The 18947-nt window shown below is 64.3% G+C and carries 12 protein-coding genes; 9 read left to right on the plus strand and 3 right to left on the minus strand.

Features of this window, described 5'->3' with window-relative positions:
• Nucleotide 1: 1 nt before the first annotated feature.
• Nucleotides 2-874 (minus strand): MurR/RpiR family transcriptional regulator, encoded by an 873-nt coding sequence (locus tag C163_RS11190; RefSeq protein WP_025338835.1) that lies wholly within the window; start codon nucleotides 872-874, stop codon nucleotides 2-4.
• 143 nt (nucleotides 875-1017) lie between these two features.
• Between C163_RS11190 and C163_RS11195 the strand changes: the two genes are divergently transcribed.
• From C163_RS11195 to C163_RS11235, 9 genes are all read left to right on the plus strand, one after another.
• Entirely contained in the window at nucleotides 1018-2043 is a 1026-nt protein-coding gene (locus C163_RS11195; protein WP_025338836.1) for an Ldh family oxidoreductase, read from the plus strand.
• A gap of 225 nt (nucleotides 2044-2268) precedes the next feature.
• Nucleotides 2269-3465: an amino acid aminotransferase gene (locus tag C163_RS11200; protein ID WP_025338837.1), complete on the plus strand. Its 1197-nt coding sequence runs from the start codon at nucleotides 2269-2271 to the stop codon at nucleotides 3463-3465.
• Between the two features lie 346 nt (nucleotides 3466-3811).
• Complete coding sequence (locus C163_RS11205) at nucleotides 3812-5092, plus strand: serine/threonine transporter (RefSeq protein WP_025338838.1); 1281 nt, start codon at nucleotides 3812-3814, stop codon at nucleotides 5090-5092.
• A 166-nt stretch (nucleotides 5093-5258) separates the two neighbouring features.
• Nucleotides 5259-5759: a thiol peroxidase gene (gene tpx, locus C163_RS11210; RefSeq protein ID WP_025338839.1), complete on the plus strand. Its 501-nt coding sequence runs from the start codon at nucleotides 5259-5261 to the stop codon at nucleotides 5757-5759.
• Nucleotides 5760-6211: 452 nt separating this feature from the next.
• A complete protein-coding gene (locus tag C163_RS11215; protein ID WP_025338840.1) occupies nucleotides 6212-7534 on the plus strand; it encodes an MdtA/MuxA family multidrug efflux RND transporter periplasmic adaptor subunit in 1323 nt (440 codons plus the stop codon).
• Nucleotides 7531-10629, plus strand: a complete 3099-nt coding sequence (locus tag C163_RS11220; RefSeq protein ID WP_025338841.1) for an MdtB/MuxB family multidrug efflux RND transporter permease subunit — start codon at nucleotides 7531-7533, stop codon at nucleotides 10627-10629. The genes C163_RS11215 and C163_RS11220 overlap by 4 nt, the downstream gene beginning before the upstream one ends.
• Nucleotides 10626-13733 (plus strand): efflux RND transporter permease subunit, encoded by a 3108-nt coding sequence (locus C163_RS11225; protein WP_025338842.1) that lies wholly within the window; start codon nucleotides 10626-10628, stop codon nucleotides 13731-13733. The genes C163_RS11220 and C163_RS11225 overlap by 4 nt, the downstream gene beginning before the upstream one ends.
• On the plus strand, nucleotides 13730-15217 hold the full coding sequence (locus C163_RS11230; protein WP_025338843.1) for an efflux transporter outer membrane subunit: 1488 nt from the start codon (nucleotides 13730-13732) through the stop codon (nucleotides 15215-15217). The genes C163_RS11225 and C163_RS11230 overlap by 4 nt, the downstream gene beginning before the upstream one ends.
• Nucleotides 15218-15489: 272 nt before the next feature.
• Nucleotides 15490-17580: a bifunctional diguanylate cyclase/phosphodiesterase gene (locus C163_RS11235; RefSeq protein WP_025338844.1), complete on the plus strand. Its 2091-nt coding sequence runs from the start codon at nucleotides 15490-15492 to the stop codon at nucleotides 17578-17580.
• On the opposite strand, the gene C163_RS11240 is transcribed toward C163_RS11235, so the two are convergent.
• A complete protein-coding gene (locus C163_RS11240) occupies nucleotides 17577-17837 on the minus strand; it encodes a DUF1652 domain-containing protein (protein WP_013972974.1) in 261 nt (86 codons plus the stop codon). The two genes, C163_RS11235 and C163_RS11240, sit on opposite strands and share 4 nt — an antisense overlap.
• A gap of 293 nt (nucleotides 17838-18130) precedes the next feature.
• A complete protein-coding gene (locus C163_RS26425) occupies nucleotides 18131-18904 on the minus strand; it encodes an RHS repeat-associated core domain-containing protein (RefSeq protein WP_081742263.1) in 774 nt (257 codons plus the stop codon).
• Nucleotides 18905-18947 lie beyond the last annotated feature (43 nt).

The raw sequence follows: 18947 nt of genomic DNA on the forward strand, positions 1-18947 counted from the left end.
GCTATTGTTGTTTTCCCGTCGACCACGAGGTGTAGCCGACGAATTCGTTATGTAGAGCGGCAGTTGCTTCCAAGCGTTTTTCAACATCCGGCCCGAGCTTCTTGCAGACCTCGTTGACCATCAGGTGCACCCACGACAGCATGGTCGAGGTGGACTCCCAGAACAGGTTGAACTCGGTGGGGATGCGGAACACCTCGTCGGCGTTGGCATCAGCCCAGTCACAGAAGGGGTCGGTCACCAGGGTGACCGCAATGCCAGCCTCGCGTGCCTTCTGGCACAACAGCAGGGCATGGCGGGAATAACGGCGGGCTTCGAACACCACCAGGGCGCTGTCTTCGGCGCGGCCCAGCAATACTTCGCCAAAGTGCCCGGCACTCATATCCACCAGCTGCACGCCATCGCGCAGGTACTGCAGCAGGTGGCTCATGCACATGGCGATGCCGCGCTCGGTCTGGAAGCCGGCAATGAACACCCGCTGCTTGCTCGCCAGGCGCTGGGCGACGCTGTGCCAGGCGCTGCTCTGGCGATACTCGTGCACGCGCACCAGGGCGGCGATTTCCAGCTCCAGGCTGCCGGCGTTGTCGCTGGCGTCCTGGTTCTGGCGGTAATCTTGCAGGCGGTCGCCCACCAGCCACGGGCCATCGCCCAGGTCGTTCTGCAGGTCTTGCTTCAACGCCTTGAGATGGGCATAACCCAATGAGCGGCAGAAACGGCCAACGCTGGATTCGCTGACGCCCAGCTTGACGGCAATGCTGGCCGAGGTCTGGAACGGCAGTTCATGCAGGTTGGCGAGCATGTAGCTGGCGATCTTGCGGCCCGAAGCAGCGGCCCCTTCGAGGCTGTTTTCCAGGCGTTGCTTGATCGGTTGGCTCATGCTGCGGCTCCAGGGGTAAGGCTTGCGAAAGAAAATGGCTGTTTTCTGTCATCAAGTCAACATTTGACAGATAGCTGTCACATGCAGGAAAGTTTTTGTCGTTGCAACGCTGTAGCCATTCCAATTCCAACAAGGAGCTTCAGATGTCCGCACCTTCCACCAGCACCGTCGTGCGTGTGCCTTTTACCGAGCTGCAGGGCCTGTTGCAGAGCATCTTCCAGCGCCATGGCTGCAGCGAAAGCGTGGCCCGGGTGCTGGCCTACAACTGCGCCAGCGCCCAGCGCGATGGCGCCCATAGCCATGGGGTGTTCCGCATACCTGGCTATGTTTCGACATTGGCCAGCGGCTGGGTCGATGGCCAGGCCACGCCGAAGGTCAGCGACGTGGCGCCCGGTTATGTTCGCGTCGATGCCGCAGGCGGTTTTGCCCAGCCGGCGCTGGCGGCGGCCCGTGAACTTCTGGTGGCGAAGGCGCGCAACGCTGGTATCGCCGTGCTGGCGATCCACAACTCGCACCACTTCGCCGCGCTGTGGCCGGATGTGGAGCCATTCGCCGACGAAGGCCTGGTAGCCCTGAGCGTGGTCAACAGCATGACTTGCGTGGTGCCGCACGGCGCCCGCAAGCCGCTGTTCGGCACCAACCCCATCGCCTTTGCCGCACCTTGCGCCGAACATGACCCGATCGTCTTCGACATGGCCACCAGCGCCATGGCCCATGGCGACGTGCAGATTGCCGCGCGCGCTGGCCAGCAATTGCCGGAGGGCATGGGGGTGGATGCCAATGGTGAGCCGACCACCGACCCCAAGGCGATTCTGGAAGGCGGCGCCTTGCTGCCATTTGGCGGGCACAAGGGCTCGGCCTTGTCGATGATGGTCGAGTTGCTGGCGGCGGCGCTGACCGGCGGGCATTTCTCCTGGGAGTTCGACTGGTCGGGGCACCCGGGTGCGAAGACGCCGTGGACCGGGCAGCTGATCATCGTCATCGACCCGAGCAAGGCCGAGGGCGAGCGGTTTGCCCAGCGCAGCCGCGAACTGGTCGAGCAGATGCAGGCGGTAGGGCTGACGCGCATGCCGGGCGAGCGGCGTTACCGCGAGCGCGAGGTGGCCGAGGAGGAGGGGGTGGCGGTGACCGAGCAGGAGTTGCAAGGCCTGAAAGAGCTGCTTGGCTGACCCGGCCTCTTCGCGGGCGCGCCCGCTCCCACAGTGGTATCACCGCCCTCGAGACCTGTGCAGTACCTGTGGGAGCGGGCATGCCCGCGAAGAATCCAGCGCCAATCCTCAGCCATGCAATGTTGCATAGACAACCTTGCACAATAGTTGATGTTCCTGAGCCCGCACTCCGGGTATGCTCAGGGCTGCCTTTTCGAACTGTCCTGATCCAAGGAGCTGCACGCTGTGTTCAAACATGTCGATGCCTATGCCGGCGACCCGATCCTCTCGTTGATGGAAACCTTCAAGGCCGACCCGCGCGCCGACAAGGTCAACCTGAGTATCGGCCTGTACTACGATGAGGCCGGCGTGGTGCCGCAACTGGCGGCTGTGGATGCGGTGGAAAAACGCATCGCCGGCCAGGACCACGAAGCCTCGCTGTACCTGCCGATGGAAGGCCTGGCCAGCTACCGCCAGGCGATCCAGGCACTGCTGTTCGGTGCCGATCACCCAGCCGTGACCGGCGGGCGCGTGGCCACCGTGCAGACCGTGGGTGGCTCCGGCGCCCTCAAGGTCGGCGCCGACTTCCTCAAGCGCTACTTCCCGCAGTCCGAAGTCTGGGTCAGCAACCCGACCTGGGACAACCACCGCGCCATCTTCGAAGGCGCCGGTTTCAAGGTGCACACCTACCCGTACTTCGACCAGGCCACCCGTGGCGTGGACTTCGATGGCATGCTGGCCACCCTGCAGACCCTGCCGGCCAACAGCGTGGTGCTGCTGCACCCGTGCTGCCACAACCCCACCGGCGCCGACCTGGAACAGCACCAGTGGCAGCAGGTGGTTGAAGTGGTCAAGGCACGCCAGCTGATCCCGTTCCTCGACATCGCCTACCAGGGCTTCGCCGAAGGCCTGGTGGAAGACGCCTACGCCATCCGTGAAATGGCCCGCGCCGGCGTGCCGTGCCTGGTCAGCAACTCGTTCTCGAAGATCTTCTCGCTGTACGGCGAGCGTGTCGGCGGCCTGTCGGTGGTCTGCGACGATGACGCCACTGCCCAGAGCGTGCTCGGCCAGCTCAAGGCTACCGTGCGCCGCAACTACTCCAGCCCGCCCAACTTCGGCGCCCAGCTGGTTGCTGGCGTGCTCGGCGATGCCGCCCTCAATGCCCAGTGGGCCGAGGAAGTCGAAGTGATGCGCAAACGTATCCTCGACATGCGCCAGGCGCTGGTCGATGCCCTGGCAGTGCTGCTGCCAGGCCAGGACTTCCAGTTCTTCCTGCGCCAGCGCGGCATGTTCAGCTACACCGGCTTCAGCGTCGAGCAGGTGCGTCGCCTGCGTGACGACTTCGGCGTGTACCTGATCGACAGCGGCCGCGTATGCATGTCCGGCCTGCGCCCGGCCAACCTGCAACGGGTTGCCGAAGCCTTCGCCGCCGTCCAGAAGTAACACCGCACGGGGCCGCTTCTGTGGGGTGCGGCCTTTGTAGGAGCGGCCTTGTGTCGCGAAAGGGGTGCGCAGCGCCCCCAACGTTTGCAGCTTCGCCGCGAATATTGCCGGGGCCGCTTTGCGGCCCTTTCGCGACACAAGGCCGCTCCTACACCTGTCAAATCCCTCCTGCAGTCCACCGGCACAACCCGCTTGTAAAGACAAGTGCAACCGCTCCTCGGAAAAGGGCTTCGCAAGTGCAACCTTTCCGTGCACAATCGCGCTCCCTTTTTCGGTTGAGTTGGGCGAAACGTCTATTTCGCCATTCTCAGCCTGTTGCAGTCTTGCGAGTGGAGCTTCACCCGGAATGAATGAGCAGGCCCCAAGCGTTGAACAACGCTTTGCAGAATCGACCCCCGCCACCCTCGGCAGCTGGTCGCGTCACGACACCACCTGGATGCTGGGCCTGTTCGGCACAGCGATCGGCGCCGGAACCCTGTTCCTGCCGATCAACGCCGGCCTTGGCGGCTTCTGGCCGTTGCTGATCCTGGCCATACTGGCCTTCCCGATGACCTATTTCGCTCACCGCGGGCTGACCCGTTTCGTCCTTTCCGGGCGCAATGACGGCGATATCACCGAAGTGGTCAAGGAACACTTCGGCATTACCGCCGGCGCCTCGATCACCGTGCTGTACTTCTTCGCGATCTTCCCGATCCTGCTTATCTATAGCGTGGCGCTGACCAACACCGTGTCCAGCTTCATGGAGCACCAGCTGCACATGCAGCCGCCGCCACGGGCCATCCTGTCGTTCGTGCTGATCCTCGGCCTGCTGGCCATCGTGCGCTGCGGGGAGCAGGCCACGGTCAAGGTCATGAGCCTGCTGGTCTACCCGTTCATCGTCGCCCTGGCATTGCTGGGCCTGTACCTGGTGCCGCACTGGACCGGTGGCATTCTCGACAGCGCCACCCAGGTGCCACCGGCCTCGGCCTTCCTGCACACCCTGTGGCTGGCGATTCCGGTGATGGTGTTCTCGTTCAACCACTCGCCGATCATCTCCGCCTTTGCCGTCGACCAGAAGCGCCGCTACGGCGAGCATGCCGATGAGCGTAGCGGCCAGATCCTGCGCCGTGCCCACCTGCTGATGGTGGTGATGGTGCTGTTCTTCGTGTTCAGCTGCGTGCTCACCCTGAGCAGCGCCCAGCTGGCCGAGGCCAAGGCGCAGAACCTGTCGATCCTGTCGTACCTGGCCAACCACTTCAGCAACCCGACCATCGCGTTCGCTGCACCGCTGATCGCCTTCGTGGCCATCGCCAAGTCGTTCCTCGGCCACTACATCGGCGCCAGCGAAGGCCTGAAGGGCATCATCACCAAGGCCGGTGCTCGCCCGAGCGCCAAGGCCCTGGACCGCGTGGTCGCCGCGCTGATGCTGGTGGTGTGCTGGATCGTCGCCACCCTCAACCCAAGCATCCTCGGCATGATCGAGTCGCTCGGTGGCCCGATCCTCGCGGTGCTGCTGTTCCTGATGCCGATGTACGCCATTCGCCGCGTGCCATCCATGCGCAAGTACAGCGGTGCTGCCTCCAACGTGTTCGTGGTGGTAGTCGGCCTGGTTGCGCTGACCTCGGTGGTATACGGCCTGCTGGGCTGATACGCCATCTGCAACAGTAATGCCCGGGTCGCTTGTTGCCACCCGGGCATTTTTTTGTCCACAAGAATTGTCCGGCAACAGAACAATTTCACCTGCCCCCATAGGCACCCGGCCGCCTTCATGCTTAACTCAGTGTCCTTTTCAAACCCCGCATAAGGATTTCGTCATGGCTCAAGTGACTCTCAAAGGCAACCCGGTTCAGGTCAACGGCGAACTGCCGAAAACCGGCGCCCAGGCTCCGGCTTTCTCCCTGGTAGGTGAAGGCCTGGCTGACAAGTCGCTGAAAGACTACGCCGGCAAGCGCAAGGTGCTGAACATCTTCCCGAGCGTCGACACCCCGACCTGCGCTACCTCCGTGCGCAAGTTCAACGCCCAGGCCAACGATGTGGCCAACACCGTGGTGCTGTGCATCTCCGCTGACCTGCCGTTCGCCCAGGCACGCTTCTGCGGCGCCGAAGGCCTGGACAACGTGAAGAACCTGTCGACCCTGCGTGGCCGCGAGTTCCTCGAAAACTACGGTGTGGCCATCGCCGATGGCCCGCTGGCCGGCCTGGCTGCCCGTGCCGTGGTGGTGCTGGACGAAAACGACAAGGTGCTGCACAGCGAGCTGGTTGGCGAAATTGCTGATGAGCCGAACTACGATGCAGCGCTGGCTGTGCTGAAGTAAGGTTGTGGGGTAGGTCGGCTGAGTCCTGTACCGGCCTCTTCGCGGGTAAACCCGCTCCCACCGGTACTGCACAATGCTTCAAGACTGCGCGGTACCTATGTAGGAGCAGCCTTGTGCTGCGAAGAGGCCATTACTGCCACAGAGTCTCTTTTGCCGTGCCGGCCCCTTCGCAGCACAAGGCTGCTCCTACAGGTAGTGCACTGCACCTGTGGGAGCGGGTTTACCCGCGAAGGGGCCGGCACAGGCAACCGAAACCTTTCAGCCCGCCACTGCTCCACGCAACACCCTGTAAACGGCCCGGAACGCGTTCCGGGCCGTTTTCATTTAAAGTTCAACCCCTTGGCAACGTCAGGCAAAGGTAAACCTCTGGTAAAGGCGCTTTGCTAAAACGATGCCAGTGCTTATCGTTCATCCTCCCCAAGTCGTCATTCCGAACAAGGTTCGTTCAACCCATGCAAGCGTCCAATTCCCGTTCCCCTCGTCGCTGGCTCGTAGGCCTGCTGATCCTGCTGCTGGTGGCTGCACTGGCCTGGTGGCTGTGGCCCGCAGCAGCGCCTGCGCCTAAAGAAGCCGGTGGCGGGCGCGGTGGCAAGGGCATGGGCATGATGGGCGGTCGCCCGGGCTTCGGCGGCTCCAGCGACCCGGTGCCGGTGCGCGTCGAGCCGGTGCGGGTGGGCGACTTCCCGCTGTACTACAAGGCCCTGGGCACCGTCACCGCGACCAACACCGTCAACGTGCGCAGCCGCGTGGCTGGCGAGCTGGTCAAGATCCACTTCAAGGAAGGTCAGCAGGTCAAGGTCGGCGACCTGCTCGCCGAGATCGACCCGCGCTCGTACCGCATCGCCCTGCAACAGGCCGAAGGCACCCTGGCGCAGAACCAGGCGCAGCTGAAGAACGCCCAGGTCGACCTGGCCCGCTATAAAGGCCTGTACGCCGAAGACAGCATCGCCAAGCAAACCCTCGACACCGCCGAAGCGCAGGTGGCGCAGTTCCAGGGGCTGGTGAAGACCAACCAGGCGCAGGTCAACGACGCCCGCCTGAACCTCGATTTCACCCAGATACGCGCGCCGATCAATGGCCGCGTGGGCCTGCGCCAGCTCGACCTGGGCAACCTGGTGGCGGCCAACGACACCACCGCGCTGGTGGTGATCACCCAGACCGAGCCGATCAGCGTTGCCTTCACCCTGCCGGAAACCGAGTTGAGCACCGTGCTGGAACGCTACCGCAGCGGCGCCAGCCTGCCGGTCGAAGCCTGGGACCGCAGTGACAGCAAGCTGCAGTCCACCGGCGTGCTGGGCAGCATCGACAACCAGATCGACACCACCACCGGCACCCTCAAGTTCAAGGGCCGCTTCGAGAACAAGGACCTGGCCCTGTTCCCCAACCAGTTCGTCAACGTGCGCCTGCTGGCCGACACCCTCAAGCAGGTGACCATGGCCCCGGCGGCGGCCATCCAGTTCGGCAACGACGGCACCTTTGCCTATGTGGTCAACGCCGAGAGCAAGGTGAATGTGCGCAAGCTCAAGGTGGGCGCCAGCGACGGCGAGAACAGCGTCATCCTCGAAGGCCTGAAGGCCGGCGACCGCCTGGTGCTGGAAGGCACCGACCGCCTGCGCGAAGGCACCAAGGTGGAAGTGGTCGAAGACAGCTCGCAAGTGCCGACCACCCCGGGCCAGCACCTGCAAGGCCAGGAAGCCAAGGGTTCGGCAAGCGCTGGTGATGTGCAGCCCGGTAAAGCACAGCCTGGTAGCGCAGCAGGCAAGGCGGGCGCATGAACCTCTCGCGTCTGTTCATCCTGCGGCCGGTTGCCACCACGCTGAGCATGCTGGCCATCGTCCTGGCCGGCCTGATCGCCTACAAGTTGCTGCCGGTTTCCGCCTTGCCGCAGGTGGATTACCCGACCATCCGGGTCATGACCCTGTACCCCGGTGCCAGCCCGCAGGTCATGACCAGCGCCGTTACTGCACCGCTGGAACGCCAGTTCGGCCAGATGCCGGGCCTGGAGCAGATGGCGTCGACCAGCTCCGGCGGCGCCTCGGTGCTGACCCTGCGCTTCAACCTCGACATGAACATGGACGTTGCCGAGCAACAGGTGCAGGCCGCGATCAACGCCGCCAGCAACCTGCTGCCCAGCGACCTGCCGGCGCCGCCGGTGTACAACAAGGTCAACCCGGCCGACACCCCGGTGCTGACCCTGGCCATCTCCAGCAAGACCATGCCGCTGCCCAAGCTCAACGACCTGGTCGATACCCGCGTGGCCCAGAAGCTCGCGCAGATCAGCGGTGTGGGCATGGTCAGCATCGCCGGTGGCCAGCGCCAGGCGGTGCGGATCAAGGTCAACGTCGATGCCCTGGCCGCCAACGGCCTGAACCTGGAGGACGTACGCACCCTGATCGGAGCCTCCAACGTCAACCAGCCCAAGGGCAACTTCGACGGCCCGACCCGGGTGTCGATGCTCGATGCCAACGACCAGCTGCGCTCCCCTGAGGAGTACGCCAACCTGATCCTGGCCTACAACAACGGTGCACCATTGCGTCTCAAGGACGTGGCCGAAATCGTCGACGGCGCGGAGAACGAACGCCTGGCTGCCTGGGCCAATGAAAACCACGCAGTGCTGCTGAACATCCAGCGCCAGCCGGGCGCCAACGTCATCGAAGTGGTCGACCGCATCAAGGCCCTGCTGCCGTCGATCACCGACAACCTGCCGGCCGGCCTCGATGTTTCGGTGCTCACCGACCGCACCCAGACCATCCGCGCCGCGGTCAAGGACGTGCAGCACGAACTGCTGATCGCCATCGCCCTGGTGGTAATGGTCACGTTCGTGTTCCTGCGCCGTTTCAGTGCCACCCTCATTCCGTCGATCGCCGTGCCGTTGTCGCTGATCGGCACCTTCGGCGTGATGTACCTGGCCGGCTTCTCGGTCAACAACCTGACGCTGATGGCCCTGACCATCGCCACCGGTTTCGTGGTCGACGACGCCATCGTCATGCTGGAGAACATCTCCCGGCACATCGAGGAGGGCGAGACGCCCATGCAGGCTGCGCTCAAGGGCGCCCGGCAAATCGGCTTCACCCTGATCTCGCTGACCTTCTCGCTGATTGCGGTACTGATCCCGCTGCTGTTCATGGCCGATGTGGTCGGCCGCCTGTTCCGCGAGTTCGCCATTACCCTGGCGGTGGCCATCCTGATTTCCCTGGTGGTGTCGCTGACCCTCACGCCGATGATGTGCGCGCGCCTGCTCAAGCGCGAACCCAAGGAAGAGGAACAGGGCCGGTTCTACCGCGCCAGTGGCGCCTGGATCGACTGGCTGATCAGGCACTACGGCAGCGCCCTGCAGTGGGTACTCAAGCGCCAGCCGCTGACGCTGCTGGTGGCCGTGGCCAGCCTGGCGCTCACCGTATTCCTGTACATGGTGGTGCCCAAGGGCTTCTTCCCGGTGCAGGACACCGGGGTGATCCAGGGCATTTCCGAAGCGCCGCAGTCCACCTCGTTCGCCGCCATGAGCGAACGCCAGCAAGCCCTGAGCAAGGTGATCCTGCAGGACCCGGCGGTGCAGAGCCTGTCGTCCTACATCGGTGTCGATGGCGACAACGCCACGCTCAACAGCGGCCGCCTGCTGATCAACCTCAAGCCCCATGGCGAGCGTGATGTCACTGCCAGCGAGGTGATCAACCGCCTGCAGCCGCAAGTCGACCGGCTGGTGGGTATCCGCCTGTTCATGCAGCCGGTGCAGGACCTGAGCATCGAAGACCGGGTCAGCCGTACCCAGTACCAGTTCAGCCTGTCGTCGCCGGACGCCGACCTGCTGGCGCAGTGGAGCGGCAAGCTGGTGCAGGCGCTGCAGCAGCGCCCGGAACTGGCCGACGTGGCCAGCGACCTGCAGGACAAGGGCCTGCAGGTGTACCTGGTGATCGACCGCGACATGGCCAGCCGCCTGGGTATCAGCGTGTCGCAGATCACCAACGCCCTGTACGACGCCTTCGGCCAGCGCCAGATCTCGACCATCTACACCCAGGCCAGCCAGTACCGCGTGGTGCTGCAGTCGCAGGATGCGGCGGTGATCGGCCCGCAGGCGCTGGAGTCGATCCACGTCAAGGCCACCGATGGCGGCCAGGTGCGCCTGTCGGCGTTGGCGCGCATCGAGCAGCGCCAGGCCCAGCTGGCCATTTCCCACATCGGCCAGTTCCCGGCGGTGACCCTGTCGTTCAACCTGGCCCACGGCGCTTCGCTGGGCGAGGCGGTGCAGGTGATCGAGCAGGTGCAAAAGGACATCGGCATGCCGCTGGGCGTGCAAACCCGCTTCCAGGGCGCGGCGGAGGCCTTCCAGGCATCGCTGTCGAGCACCTTGCTGTTGATCCTGGCGGCGGTGGTGACCATGTACATCGTGCTGGGCGTGCTGTACGAGAGCTACATCCACCCGGTGACCATTCTTTCGACCCTGCCGTCGGCAGCGGTCGGCGCCTTGCTGGCCTTGCTCATCAGCGGCAACGACCTGGGCATGATCGCCATCATCGGCATCATCCTGCTGATCGGCATCGTCAAGAAGAACGCGATCATGATGATCGACTTCGCCCTCGAGGCCGAGCGCCAGCAGGGCATGAGCCCGCGCGATGCCATCTACCAGGCGGCGCTGCTGCGCTTCCGGCCGATCCTGATGACCACCCTGGCCGCGCTGTTCGGCGCCGTGCCGCTGATGCTCGCCACCGGTTCCGGCGCCGAGCTGCGCCAGCCGCTGGGCCTGGTGATGGTCGGCGGGTTGCTGGTCAGCCAGGTGCTGACGTTGTTCACCACCCCGGTCATCTACCTGTACTTCGACCGCCTGGCCCGCCGCTGGCGCCCGGCCACTGACGTGAAGCAGGCCGAGGCATGAACCTGTCCGGTCCTTTCATCCGTCGCCCGGTGGCGACCATGCTGTTGAGCCTGGCGATCATGCTGCTGGGCGGGGTCAGCTTCGGCCTGCTGCCGGTGGCGCCCCTGCCACAGATGGACTTCCCGGTGATCGTGGTGTCGGCCAACCTGTCCGGCGCCAGCCCGGAAGTGATGGCCTCCACCGTGGCCACGCCGCTGGAGCGCAAGCTGGGCAGCATTGCCGGCGTGACCACCCTGACCAGCAGCTCCAACCAAGGCTCCACACGGGTGATCATCGGCTTCGAGATGGGCCGCGACATCGACGGTGCGGCGCGCGAGGTGCAGGCGGCGATCAACGCCACCCGCAACCTGCTGCCCAGCGGTATGCGCAGCATGCCCACCTACAAGAAGATCAACCCGTCGCAGGCACCGATCATGGTGCTGTCGCTGACCTCGGACGTGCTGCAGAAGGGCCAGCTGTACGACCTGGCCGACACCATCCTGTCGCAGAGCCTGGCCCAGGTGCCTGGGGTAGGGGAGGTGCAGATCGGCGGCAGTTCGCTGCCGGCGGTGCGCATTGCCGTGGAGCCGCAATTGCTCAACCAGTACGGCCTGTCGCTGGATGAAGTGCGCACTGCGGTGTCCAACGCCAACCAGCGCCGGCCGATGGGCTTTGTCGAGGACGCCGAGCGCAACTGGCAGGTGCGCGCCAATGACCAGCTGGAAAGCGCCAAGGACTACGAGCCCGTGGTGATCCGCCAGCAGAACGGCACCATCCTGCGCCTGTCCGACGTGGCGACCATCACCGACGGGGTCGAGAACCGCTACAACAGCGGCTTCTTCAATGACCAGAGCGCGGTGCTGCTGGTGGTCAACCGCCAGACCGGCGCCAACATCATCGAAACGGTCGACCAGATCAAGGCGCAGCTGCCGGCCCTGCAGTCGCTGCTGCCGGCCAGCGTGCAACTGAACGTGGCCATGGACCGCTCGCCAGTGATCAAGGCAACCCTCAAGGAAGCCGAGCACACCCTGCTGATCGCCGTGGTGCTGGTGATCCTGGTGGTCTACCTGTTCCTCGGCAGCCTGCGGGCCTCGCTGATCCCCAGCCTGGCGGTGCCGGTGTCGCTGGTGGGCACCTTCGCGGTCATGTACCTGTGCGGGTTCTCGCTCAACAACCTGTCGCTGATGGCGCTTATTCTTGCCACCGGCCTGGTGGTGGACGACGCCATCGTGGTGCTGGAGAACATCTCCCGGCACATCGAGGACGGCCAGCCGCCGATGAAGGCGGCCTTCCTGGGTGCCAAGGAAGTGGGTTTCACCTTGCTGTCGATGAACGTGTCGCTGGTGGCGGTGTTCGTCTCCATCCTGTTCATGGGCGGCATCGTGCGCAACCTGTTCCAGGAGTTCTCCATCACCCTGGCGGCGGCGATCATCGTGTCGCTGGTGGTGTCGCTGACTCTCACGCCGATGCTGTGCGCCCGTTGGCTCAAGCCGCACCAGGCCGAGCAGAACCGCCTGCAGCGCTGGAGCGACCAGCTGCACCAGCGCATGGTCGATGCCTATGACCGCAGCCTGGGCTGGGCCTTGCGCCACAAGCGCCTGACGCTGATCAGCCTGCTGGCCACCATCGGCATCAACATCGCCCTGTACGTGGTGGTGCCCAAGACGCTGATGCCACAGCAGGATACCGGCCAGCTGATGGGCTTCATCCGTGGCGACGACGGCCTGTCGTTCAGCGTGATGCAACCGAAAATGGAGATCTATCGCCGCGCATTGCTGGCCGACCCGGCAGTGCAGAGCGTTGCCGGCTTCATCGGGGGCAACAGCGGGACCAACAATGCCTTTGTGCTGGTGCGCCTGAAACCGATCAGCGAGCGCAAGCTCGACGCCCAGAAGGTGATCGAACGCCTGCGCAAGGAAATGCCCAAGGTACCCGGCGGGCGCCTGTTCCTGATGGCCGACCAGGACCTGCAACTGGGCGGCGGGGGCCGCGACCAGACCTCCTCGCAGTACCTGTACTCCCTGCAGAGCGGTGACCTGACGGCCCTGCGCGAATGGTTCCCGAAGGTGGTGGCGGCGCTGCGTGCACTGCCGCAGCTGACTGCCATCGACGCCCGCGACGGTGCCGGCACCCAGCAGGTGACCCTGGTGGTCGACCGCGACCAGGCCAAGCGCCTGGGCATCGACATGGACATGGTCACCACGGTGCTGAACAACGCCTACAGCCAGCGGCAGATCTCCACCATCTACGACAGCCTCAACCAGTACCAGGTAGTGCTGGAGATCAACCCGAAGTACGCCTGGGACCCGAGCACCCTCGAGCAGGTACAGGTGATTACCGCCGACGGTGCCCGCGTACCGCTGTCGACCATTGCCCACTACGAGAACAGCCTGGCCAACGACCGGGTCAGCCACGAAGGCCAGTTCGCCGCCGAAAGCATCGCCTTCGACGTCGCCGAAGGCTACAGCCCCGACCAGGCCATGGCGGCGCTGGAGCGTGCGGTGGCCAAGCTGGGCTTGCCCGAGGAAGTGATCGCCAAGCTTGGTGGTACCGCCGATGCCTTCGCCAAGACCCAGGAAGGCCAGCCGCTGATGATCCTTGGCGCGCTGGTGCTGGTCTACCTGGTGCTGGGCATCCTCTACGAAAGCTACATTCACCCGCTGACCATCCTCTCGACACTGCCCTCGGCCGGCGTCGGTGCCTTGCTGGCGCTGTACGTCACCGGCGGCGAGTTCAGCCTGATCTCGCTGCTGGGGCTGTTCCTGCTGATCGGCGTGGTGAAGAAGAACGCCATCCTGATGATCGACCTGGCCTTGCAGCTGGAGCGCCACCAGGGCCTGACACCGGAAGAGTCGATCCGCCGGGCCTGCCTGCTGCGCCTGCGGCCGATCCTGATGACTACCCTGGCGGCCATCCTCGGTGCCTTGCCGCTGCTGCTGAGCCGCGCCGAAGGTGCGGAAATGCGCCAGCCACTGGGCCTGACCATCATTGGCGGCCTGGTGTTCAGCCAGATCCTCACCCTTTACACGACACCGGTGGTCTACCTGTACCTGGACCGCCTGCGTCACCGATTCAACCGTTGGCGTGGCGTGCGCACCGACGCCGCCCTGGAAACCCCGCTATGACTTTTGCCCAGACCCCACTTCACCGCGCCCTGCAGACGCTGACCCGTGGGCGTGGCTCGCGCCTGCTCGGCGCCGGGTTGTGCGTCGCCTTGCTCAGCGCCTGCACCCTGAGCCCGGACTACCACCGCCCGGAGCTGAGCAGCACGGCGCAGTTCAAGCATGCCGAAGGCTGGACCCAGGCCACGCCGTCCGATGCCATCGCCCGCGGCGCCTGGTGGGAAATCTACGGCGATGCCGGGCTCAATGCGCTGGTCGAAGAGCTTAACCGCAGCAACCAGACCGTGGCGCAATCGGAAGCCCAGTACCGCCAGGCCCAGGCGCTGGTGCGCAGCAGCCGGGCGGCACTGTTCCCCAGCCTGGACCTGAGCGTCAGCAAGAACCGCTCGGCCCAGGGCACCGGCAGCTCCAGCTCGAGCCTGTCCAACAACAGCAGCGGTATTCGCAACACCTACAACGCCCAGCTTGGCGTCAGCTGGGAAATCGACCTGTGGGGCAAGCTGCGCGAAACCCTCAATGCCAACGAAGCCAGTGCCGAAGCCAGCCTGGCCGACCTGGCCTCGATCCGCCTCAGCCAGCAGTCGGAACTGGTGCAGAACTACCTGCAGCTGCGGGTGATCGACGAGCAGAAGCGTCTGCTGGAAGCCACCGTGGCAGCTTATGAACGTTCCCTGCGGATGAACGAAAACCAGTACCGCGCCGGCGTCGCCGGCCCGGATGCGGTGGCCCAGGCGCGTACCCAGCTCAAGAGCACCCAGGCCGACCTGATCGACCTGATCTGGCAGCGCGCGCAGTTCGAGAACGCCATTGCCGTGTTGCTGGGCAAGGCCCCGGCGGACTTCGCCCTGGCCGACAGCAAGGCCATTCCGGCGCTGCCGCAAATTCCGGTGGCCTTGCCTTCGCAGTTGCTGGAGCGACGCCCGGACATCGCTGCGGCCGAGCGCAACGTGATGGCTGCCAACGCCAACATCGGCGTGTCGCGGGCGGCGTATTTCCCGGACCTGAGCCTGAGCATGAGTGGCGGTTACTCCAGCAGCAGCTTCAGCAACTGGATCGAACTGCCCAACCGCTACTGGTCCGTAGGCCCGCAGCTGGCAATGACCTTGTTCGACGCTGGCAAGCGCAGTGCCGAGGTGGACCGCACGGTGGCGGTGTATGACCAGACCGTGGCGCAGTACCGCCAGACCGTGCTCGACGGCTTCAAGGAAGTGGAAAACCTGCTGGTGCAGTTGAAGGTGTATGGCGATGAGGCGGTGGTGCGCCAGGAGGCACTGGATGCCGCGCGCGAGTCGCTGCGCCTGACCGAGAACCAGTACCGCGCCGGGCTGATCGGCTACCTGGATGTGGTCAACGTGCAGACCACGGCGCTGAGCAACGAGCGCAGTGTGTTGAACCTGCTGCAGGGGCGCCTGGTGGCAAGCGTGCAGCTGGTTGCCGCGCTGGGTGGTGGTTGGGATGCCGGGCAAGCCTTCGCCGAGCAGGATTGAAGCGACCCGCAGACGCGTCCCCCTGTAGGAGCGGCCTTGTGTCGCGATTGGGCCGCAGAGCGGCCCCAGAACTCTGTGTACAAGCACAGATCGCTGGGGCCGCTTCGCAGCCCGATCGCGACACAAGGCCGCTCCTACAGCTACCGCGCATCCTTCAGGCCCTCGCAGTCTTTGGATCCATTCCCATTCGCAAAAACCCCGTGCGTTTCGCCTAAGCTTGAGTACAATCGTCAGCTTTTTCCGGGCCTCCCGTCCCGTCGCTGGAACTCCCAATGCTGACCGGTAGCTACTCCTCTTCGCTGGTGTTGATTTCGCTGTGCGTGGCGATCCTGGCGTCCTATACCGCCCTCGACCTGACCGGCCGCATCGCCACGGCCAAAGGCCGGGCTGCCTGCCTGTGGATGGGGGGTGGCGCGCTGGCCATGGGCATCGGCGTGTGGTCGATGCACTTCATCGGCATGCTCGCCTTCAGCCTGCCCATCGACCTGGGCTACGACCTTGCCCTGACCGCGTTCTCGCTGTTGATTGCCGTGTTGTCCTCGGGCTTTGCCTTGTGGCTGGTCAGCCAGCCGAGCCTGCCGTGGCAGCAGCTGGCGTTTGGCGCGCTGATCATGGGCGCCGGCATCGCCTGCATGCACTACACCGGCATGGCCGCGCTGCGCATGCTGCCGGGCATCGACTATGACCCGACGCTGTTCGGGGCCTCGCTGCTGATTGCCGTGGGCGCCTCGGCAGCGGCGTTGTGGATCGCCTTCCGTCTGCGCGCGCACACTCCTTATGTGCGGCAGATTCGCGGCCTGGCGGCGGTGGTGATGGGCTTTGCCATCGTCGGCATGCACTACACCGGCATGGCCGCGGCGAATTTCCCCGAAGGCAGCTTTTGCGGTGCGCTGGCCGGGGGAGGCCTGCAAGGCGATGGCCTGGTGTACCTGGTGCTGATCACCACCCTGGCGGTACTGGCGGTGGCCTTGCTCACCTCGGTGCTGGACGCCCGCCTGGAGGCACGCACCGCCGAGCTGGCCCGTTCGCTGACCCTGGCCAACCAGGAACTGACCCAACTGGCCCTGCACGACACCCTCACCGACCTGCCCAACCGAACTTTGCTGGCCGACCGCATCGAGCAGGCCATCGCCAAGGTCGCGGAGCAGGGCGGCTGCTTTGCCCTGATGTTCATCGACCTGGACGGCTTCAAGCCCGTCAACGATGCCTTCGGCCACCACGTCGGCGACTTGCTGCTCAAGGCGGTGGCGACACGCCTGCGTGGACACTTGCACAGCCAGGACACGCTGGCGCGCATCGGCGGCGACGAATTCGTGCTGCTGGTGCAGCTGCGCGAGCCGAACGATGCCATGGATGTGGCGGTCAAGCAGGTCAACCTGGTATCTCGGCCGTTCCGCGTGGCCGAGCATGACCTGCAGCTGACGGCGAGCCTGGGCATCGTCCTGTACCCGGGCAATGGCCAGGACCAGCACGAGCTGCTGCGCAATGCCGACGCCGCCATGTACCACGCCAAGAGCGCCGGCAAGAATGGCTACAGCTTCTTCGACGTGTCGATGAACAGCAACGCCCGCCAGCAATTGCAGCTACTGCAGGACCTGCGCCAGGCCCTGGAGCAGCGTCAGTTCCGCCTGCACTACCAGCCCAAGTTCGACGCTCAGAATTGCCAGCCGATCGGTGCCGAGGCCTTGCTGCGCTGGGAGCACCCGCAGCAGGGCCTGTTGCTGCCCGACCGTTTCATCGGCCTGGCGGAAAAGACCGGCCTGATCATTCCCATTGGCGAATGGGTGCTCATCGAGGCCTGCCGGCAGATGCGCCAGTGGCTGGACCAGGGGCACCACGGCTGGCGCATGGCGGTGAACCTGTCGGCCATCCAGTTCTGCCATGCCGGGCTGGTCGAGAGCGTGGCCCGGGCCCTGCAGCAGAACAGCCTGCCGGCCAACTGCCTGACCCTGGAAATTACCGAAACCACCGCCATGCACGACGCCGATGCCAGCCTGACGGTGCTGCAGCGGCTGTCCGACATGGGCGTGGACCTGTCCATCGATGACTTTGGCACCGGCTACTCCAGCCTGATGTACCTCAAGCGCCTGCCGGCCAACGAGCTGAAGATCGACCGCGGTTTCGTGCGCGACCTGGAGCACGACAGCGACGATGCGGCGATCGTTTCGGCAATTGTGGCGCTGGGCCAGGCGCTGGGCCTGCGCATCGTCGCTGAAGGGGTGGAGACTGACAGGCAGCAGGACTTCCTGACCCGCCTGGGCTGCGATTCGCTGCAAGGCTACCTGCTGGGCCAGCCGGTGCCGGCCGAGCAGTTCATGGGCAAGTTGCAGGCCATGCGCCAGGAAAGTACCGCAGCGGGCTAGACCGCGTCGCGCAAGGTGAAGGCGGGCATGAAGGTATCCATCTCCGCCTCGACGGCCTCGATGATGCGCTCTACATCCGCGGCGGCCATGATCGCCGAGCAGGGGATGCCGGCAATCGCCAGCAGGGTTTCGCCGGTGGCGCGGTCGAACAGCCGCGCGACCATGCTGCGCGGCGCATCCATGCTGGCTTCGAAGCCCAGCGGGTGGAAATGCCAGCGCATCACCTGGCAGGCGTTGGGGAACGTCATCTTGTTCATGCCAGCCTCCTTGTCCGTACCTGGACGTGGTGAGCGGGTGGCCACATCGATGCGGCCGCCGGGAAAGTAACCATAGCACCTGCCACGGAGTATTCTCGGCTGCAAATACGACAAATGTGCTAATGCATGACAGCGGTCACATCCTTGTGAGGGACGGCAGCTTGGAGACCGCCGCTCTGGCAAACGTTTTCCGTGCACGATAGCGATGGATAACCCGTTGCGTCCTGGTCATTTCATGGATGTTGCGCAATCAGTGTTTTCGGACGAGCGGTTTCGGCTTTCGGCTTTCGGCCTCAAGGGCGAGATGAATACCCGGGGTAGTAGCTCGCGAATGTGCTGGCGTGATTCATGGGATCTCTGATGGTACGTTGCATGACTATCGGCGCGAGTGACTCACTGATTACCGATATTACCGCGGAAAGCGCGATGAACCCGAGGAGTACCCTGCCATTGTTGATTTGCTCAGTGGGTCCACCTAGCGGGGCGATATCCATGGCGGCCCGATTCATTACTTGTTCAAGTTGTACAACATTCATTTCCGGGGGGTGTGGCGGTCTTCGAGCCTGGTGGCCTCTTTGCTGCCCGCCGCGCGGGCGTTGTTGTGCTTGTTGTTGCCGTTGCTGCGCTCGTTGTTCAACCCTGCGAGGGCGTTCAGTATTGAAACCCTGCGATGCACGGAAACTGTTTTGCGCGATGCCATTTGTTCGAGCTTGTGGCATTAGTCGACGCGGCATTTTGAAACGGCCCGTTGGGTCAGTGAAATTTATCGGGTCATCCTGGCAGTAGGCGTAACAGTTCAGGCCACCGTCATTGAAGGGCGAAAAGCTGTCTGGTTGGTAAAAGGACATTAGCAAAGGGCTATAGACTCTATGGCCATTTCCAAGCGAATAGGTTTTGCAAGCAGCGTCATAGAGAACTCCAGCAAAACCTAACAAGCTTTCAACGGAACTCGGCTTACTAACCCCATAAGGTGAATACACCTGTTGCGATAGCGTAGCAGCCGTGCCCATGATCGTACTTGCGGTGTCGGCTTGAATCAGCAAACTTTTCGAACTAGTCGTTTTCATGGCTTAACCCATTTACACTTCGGCCATCAAGCGTCTCCTGGTG

The organism is Pseudomonas sp. FGI182 (assembly GCF_000511325.1).
Taxonomy (GTDB): Bacteria; Pseudomonadota; Gammaproteobacteria; order Pseudomonadales; family Pseudomonadaceae; genus Aquipseudomonas; species Aquipseudomonas putida_Z.

What these genes read in the sequence shown, in the direction of transcription:
- C163_RS11190 (WP_025338835.1), bottom strand. Translation starts at nt 874, where the DNA reads ATGAGCCAACCGATCAAGCAACGCCTGGAAAACAGCCTCGAAGGGGCC.
- C163_RS11195 (WP_025338836.1), top strand. Translation starts at nt 1,018, where the DNA reads ATGTCCGCACCTTCCACCAGCACCGTCGTGCGTGTGCCTTTTACCGAG.
- C163_RS11205 (WP_025338838.1), top strand. Translation starts at nt 3,812, where the DNA reads ATGAATGAGCAGGCCCCAAGCGTTGAACAACGCTTTGCAGAATCGACC.
- tpx (WP_025338839.1), top strand. Translation starts at nt 5,259, where the DNA reads ATGGCTCAAGTGACTCTCAAAGGCAACCCGGTTCAGGTCAACGGCGAA.
- C163_RS11215 (WP_025338840.1), top strand. Translation starts at nt 6,212, where the DNA reads ATGCAAGCGTCCAATTCCCGTTCCCCTCGTCGCTGGCTCGTAGGCCTG.
- C163_RS11220 (WP_025338841.1), top strand. Translation starts at nt 7,531, where the DNA reads ATGAACCTCTCGCGTCTGTTCATCCTGCGGCCGGTTGCCACCACGCTG.
- C163_RS11225 (WP_025338842.1), top strand. Translation starts at nt 10,626, where the DNA reads ATGAACCTGTCCGGTCCTTTCATCCGTCGCCCGGTGGCGACCATGCTG.
- C163_RS11230 (WP_025338843.1), top strand. Translation starts at nt 13,730, where the DNA reads ATGACTTTTGCCCAGACCCCACTTCACCGCGCCCTGCAGACGCTGACC.
- C163_RS11235 (WP_025338844.1), top strand. Translation starts at nt 15,490, where the DNA reads ATGCTGACCGGTAGCTACTCCTCTTCGCTGGTGTTGATTTCGCTGTGC.
- C163_RS11240 (WP_013972974.1), bottom strand. Translation starts at nt 17,837, where the DNA reads ATGAACAAGATGACGTTCCCCAACGCCTGCCAGGTGATGCGCTGGCAT.
- C163_RS26425 (WP_081742263.1), bottom strand. Translation starts at nt 18,904, where the DNA reads ATGAAAACGACTAGTTCGAAAAGTTTGCTGATTCAAGCCGACACCGCA.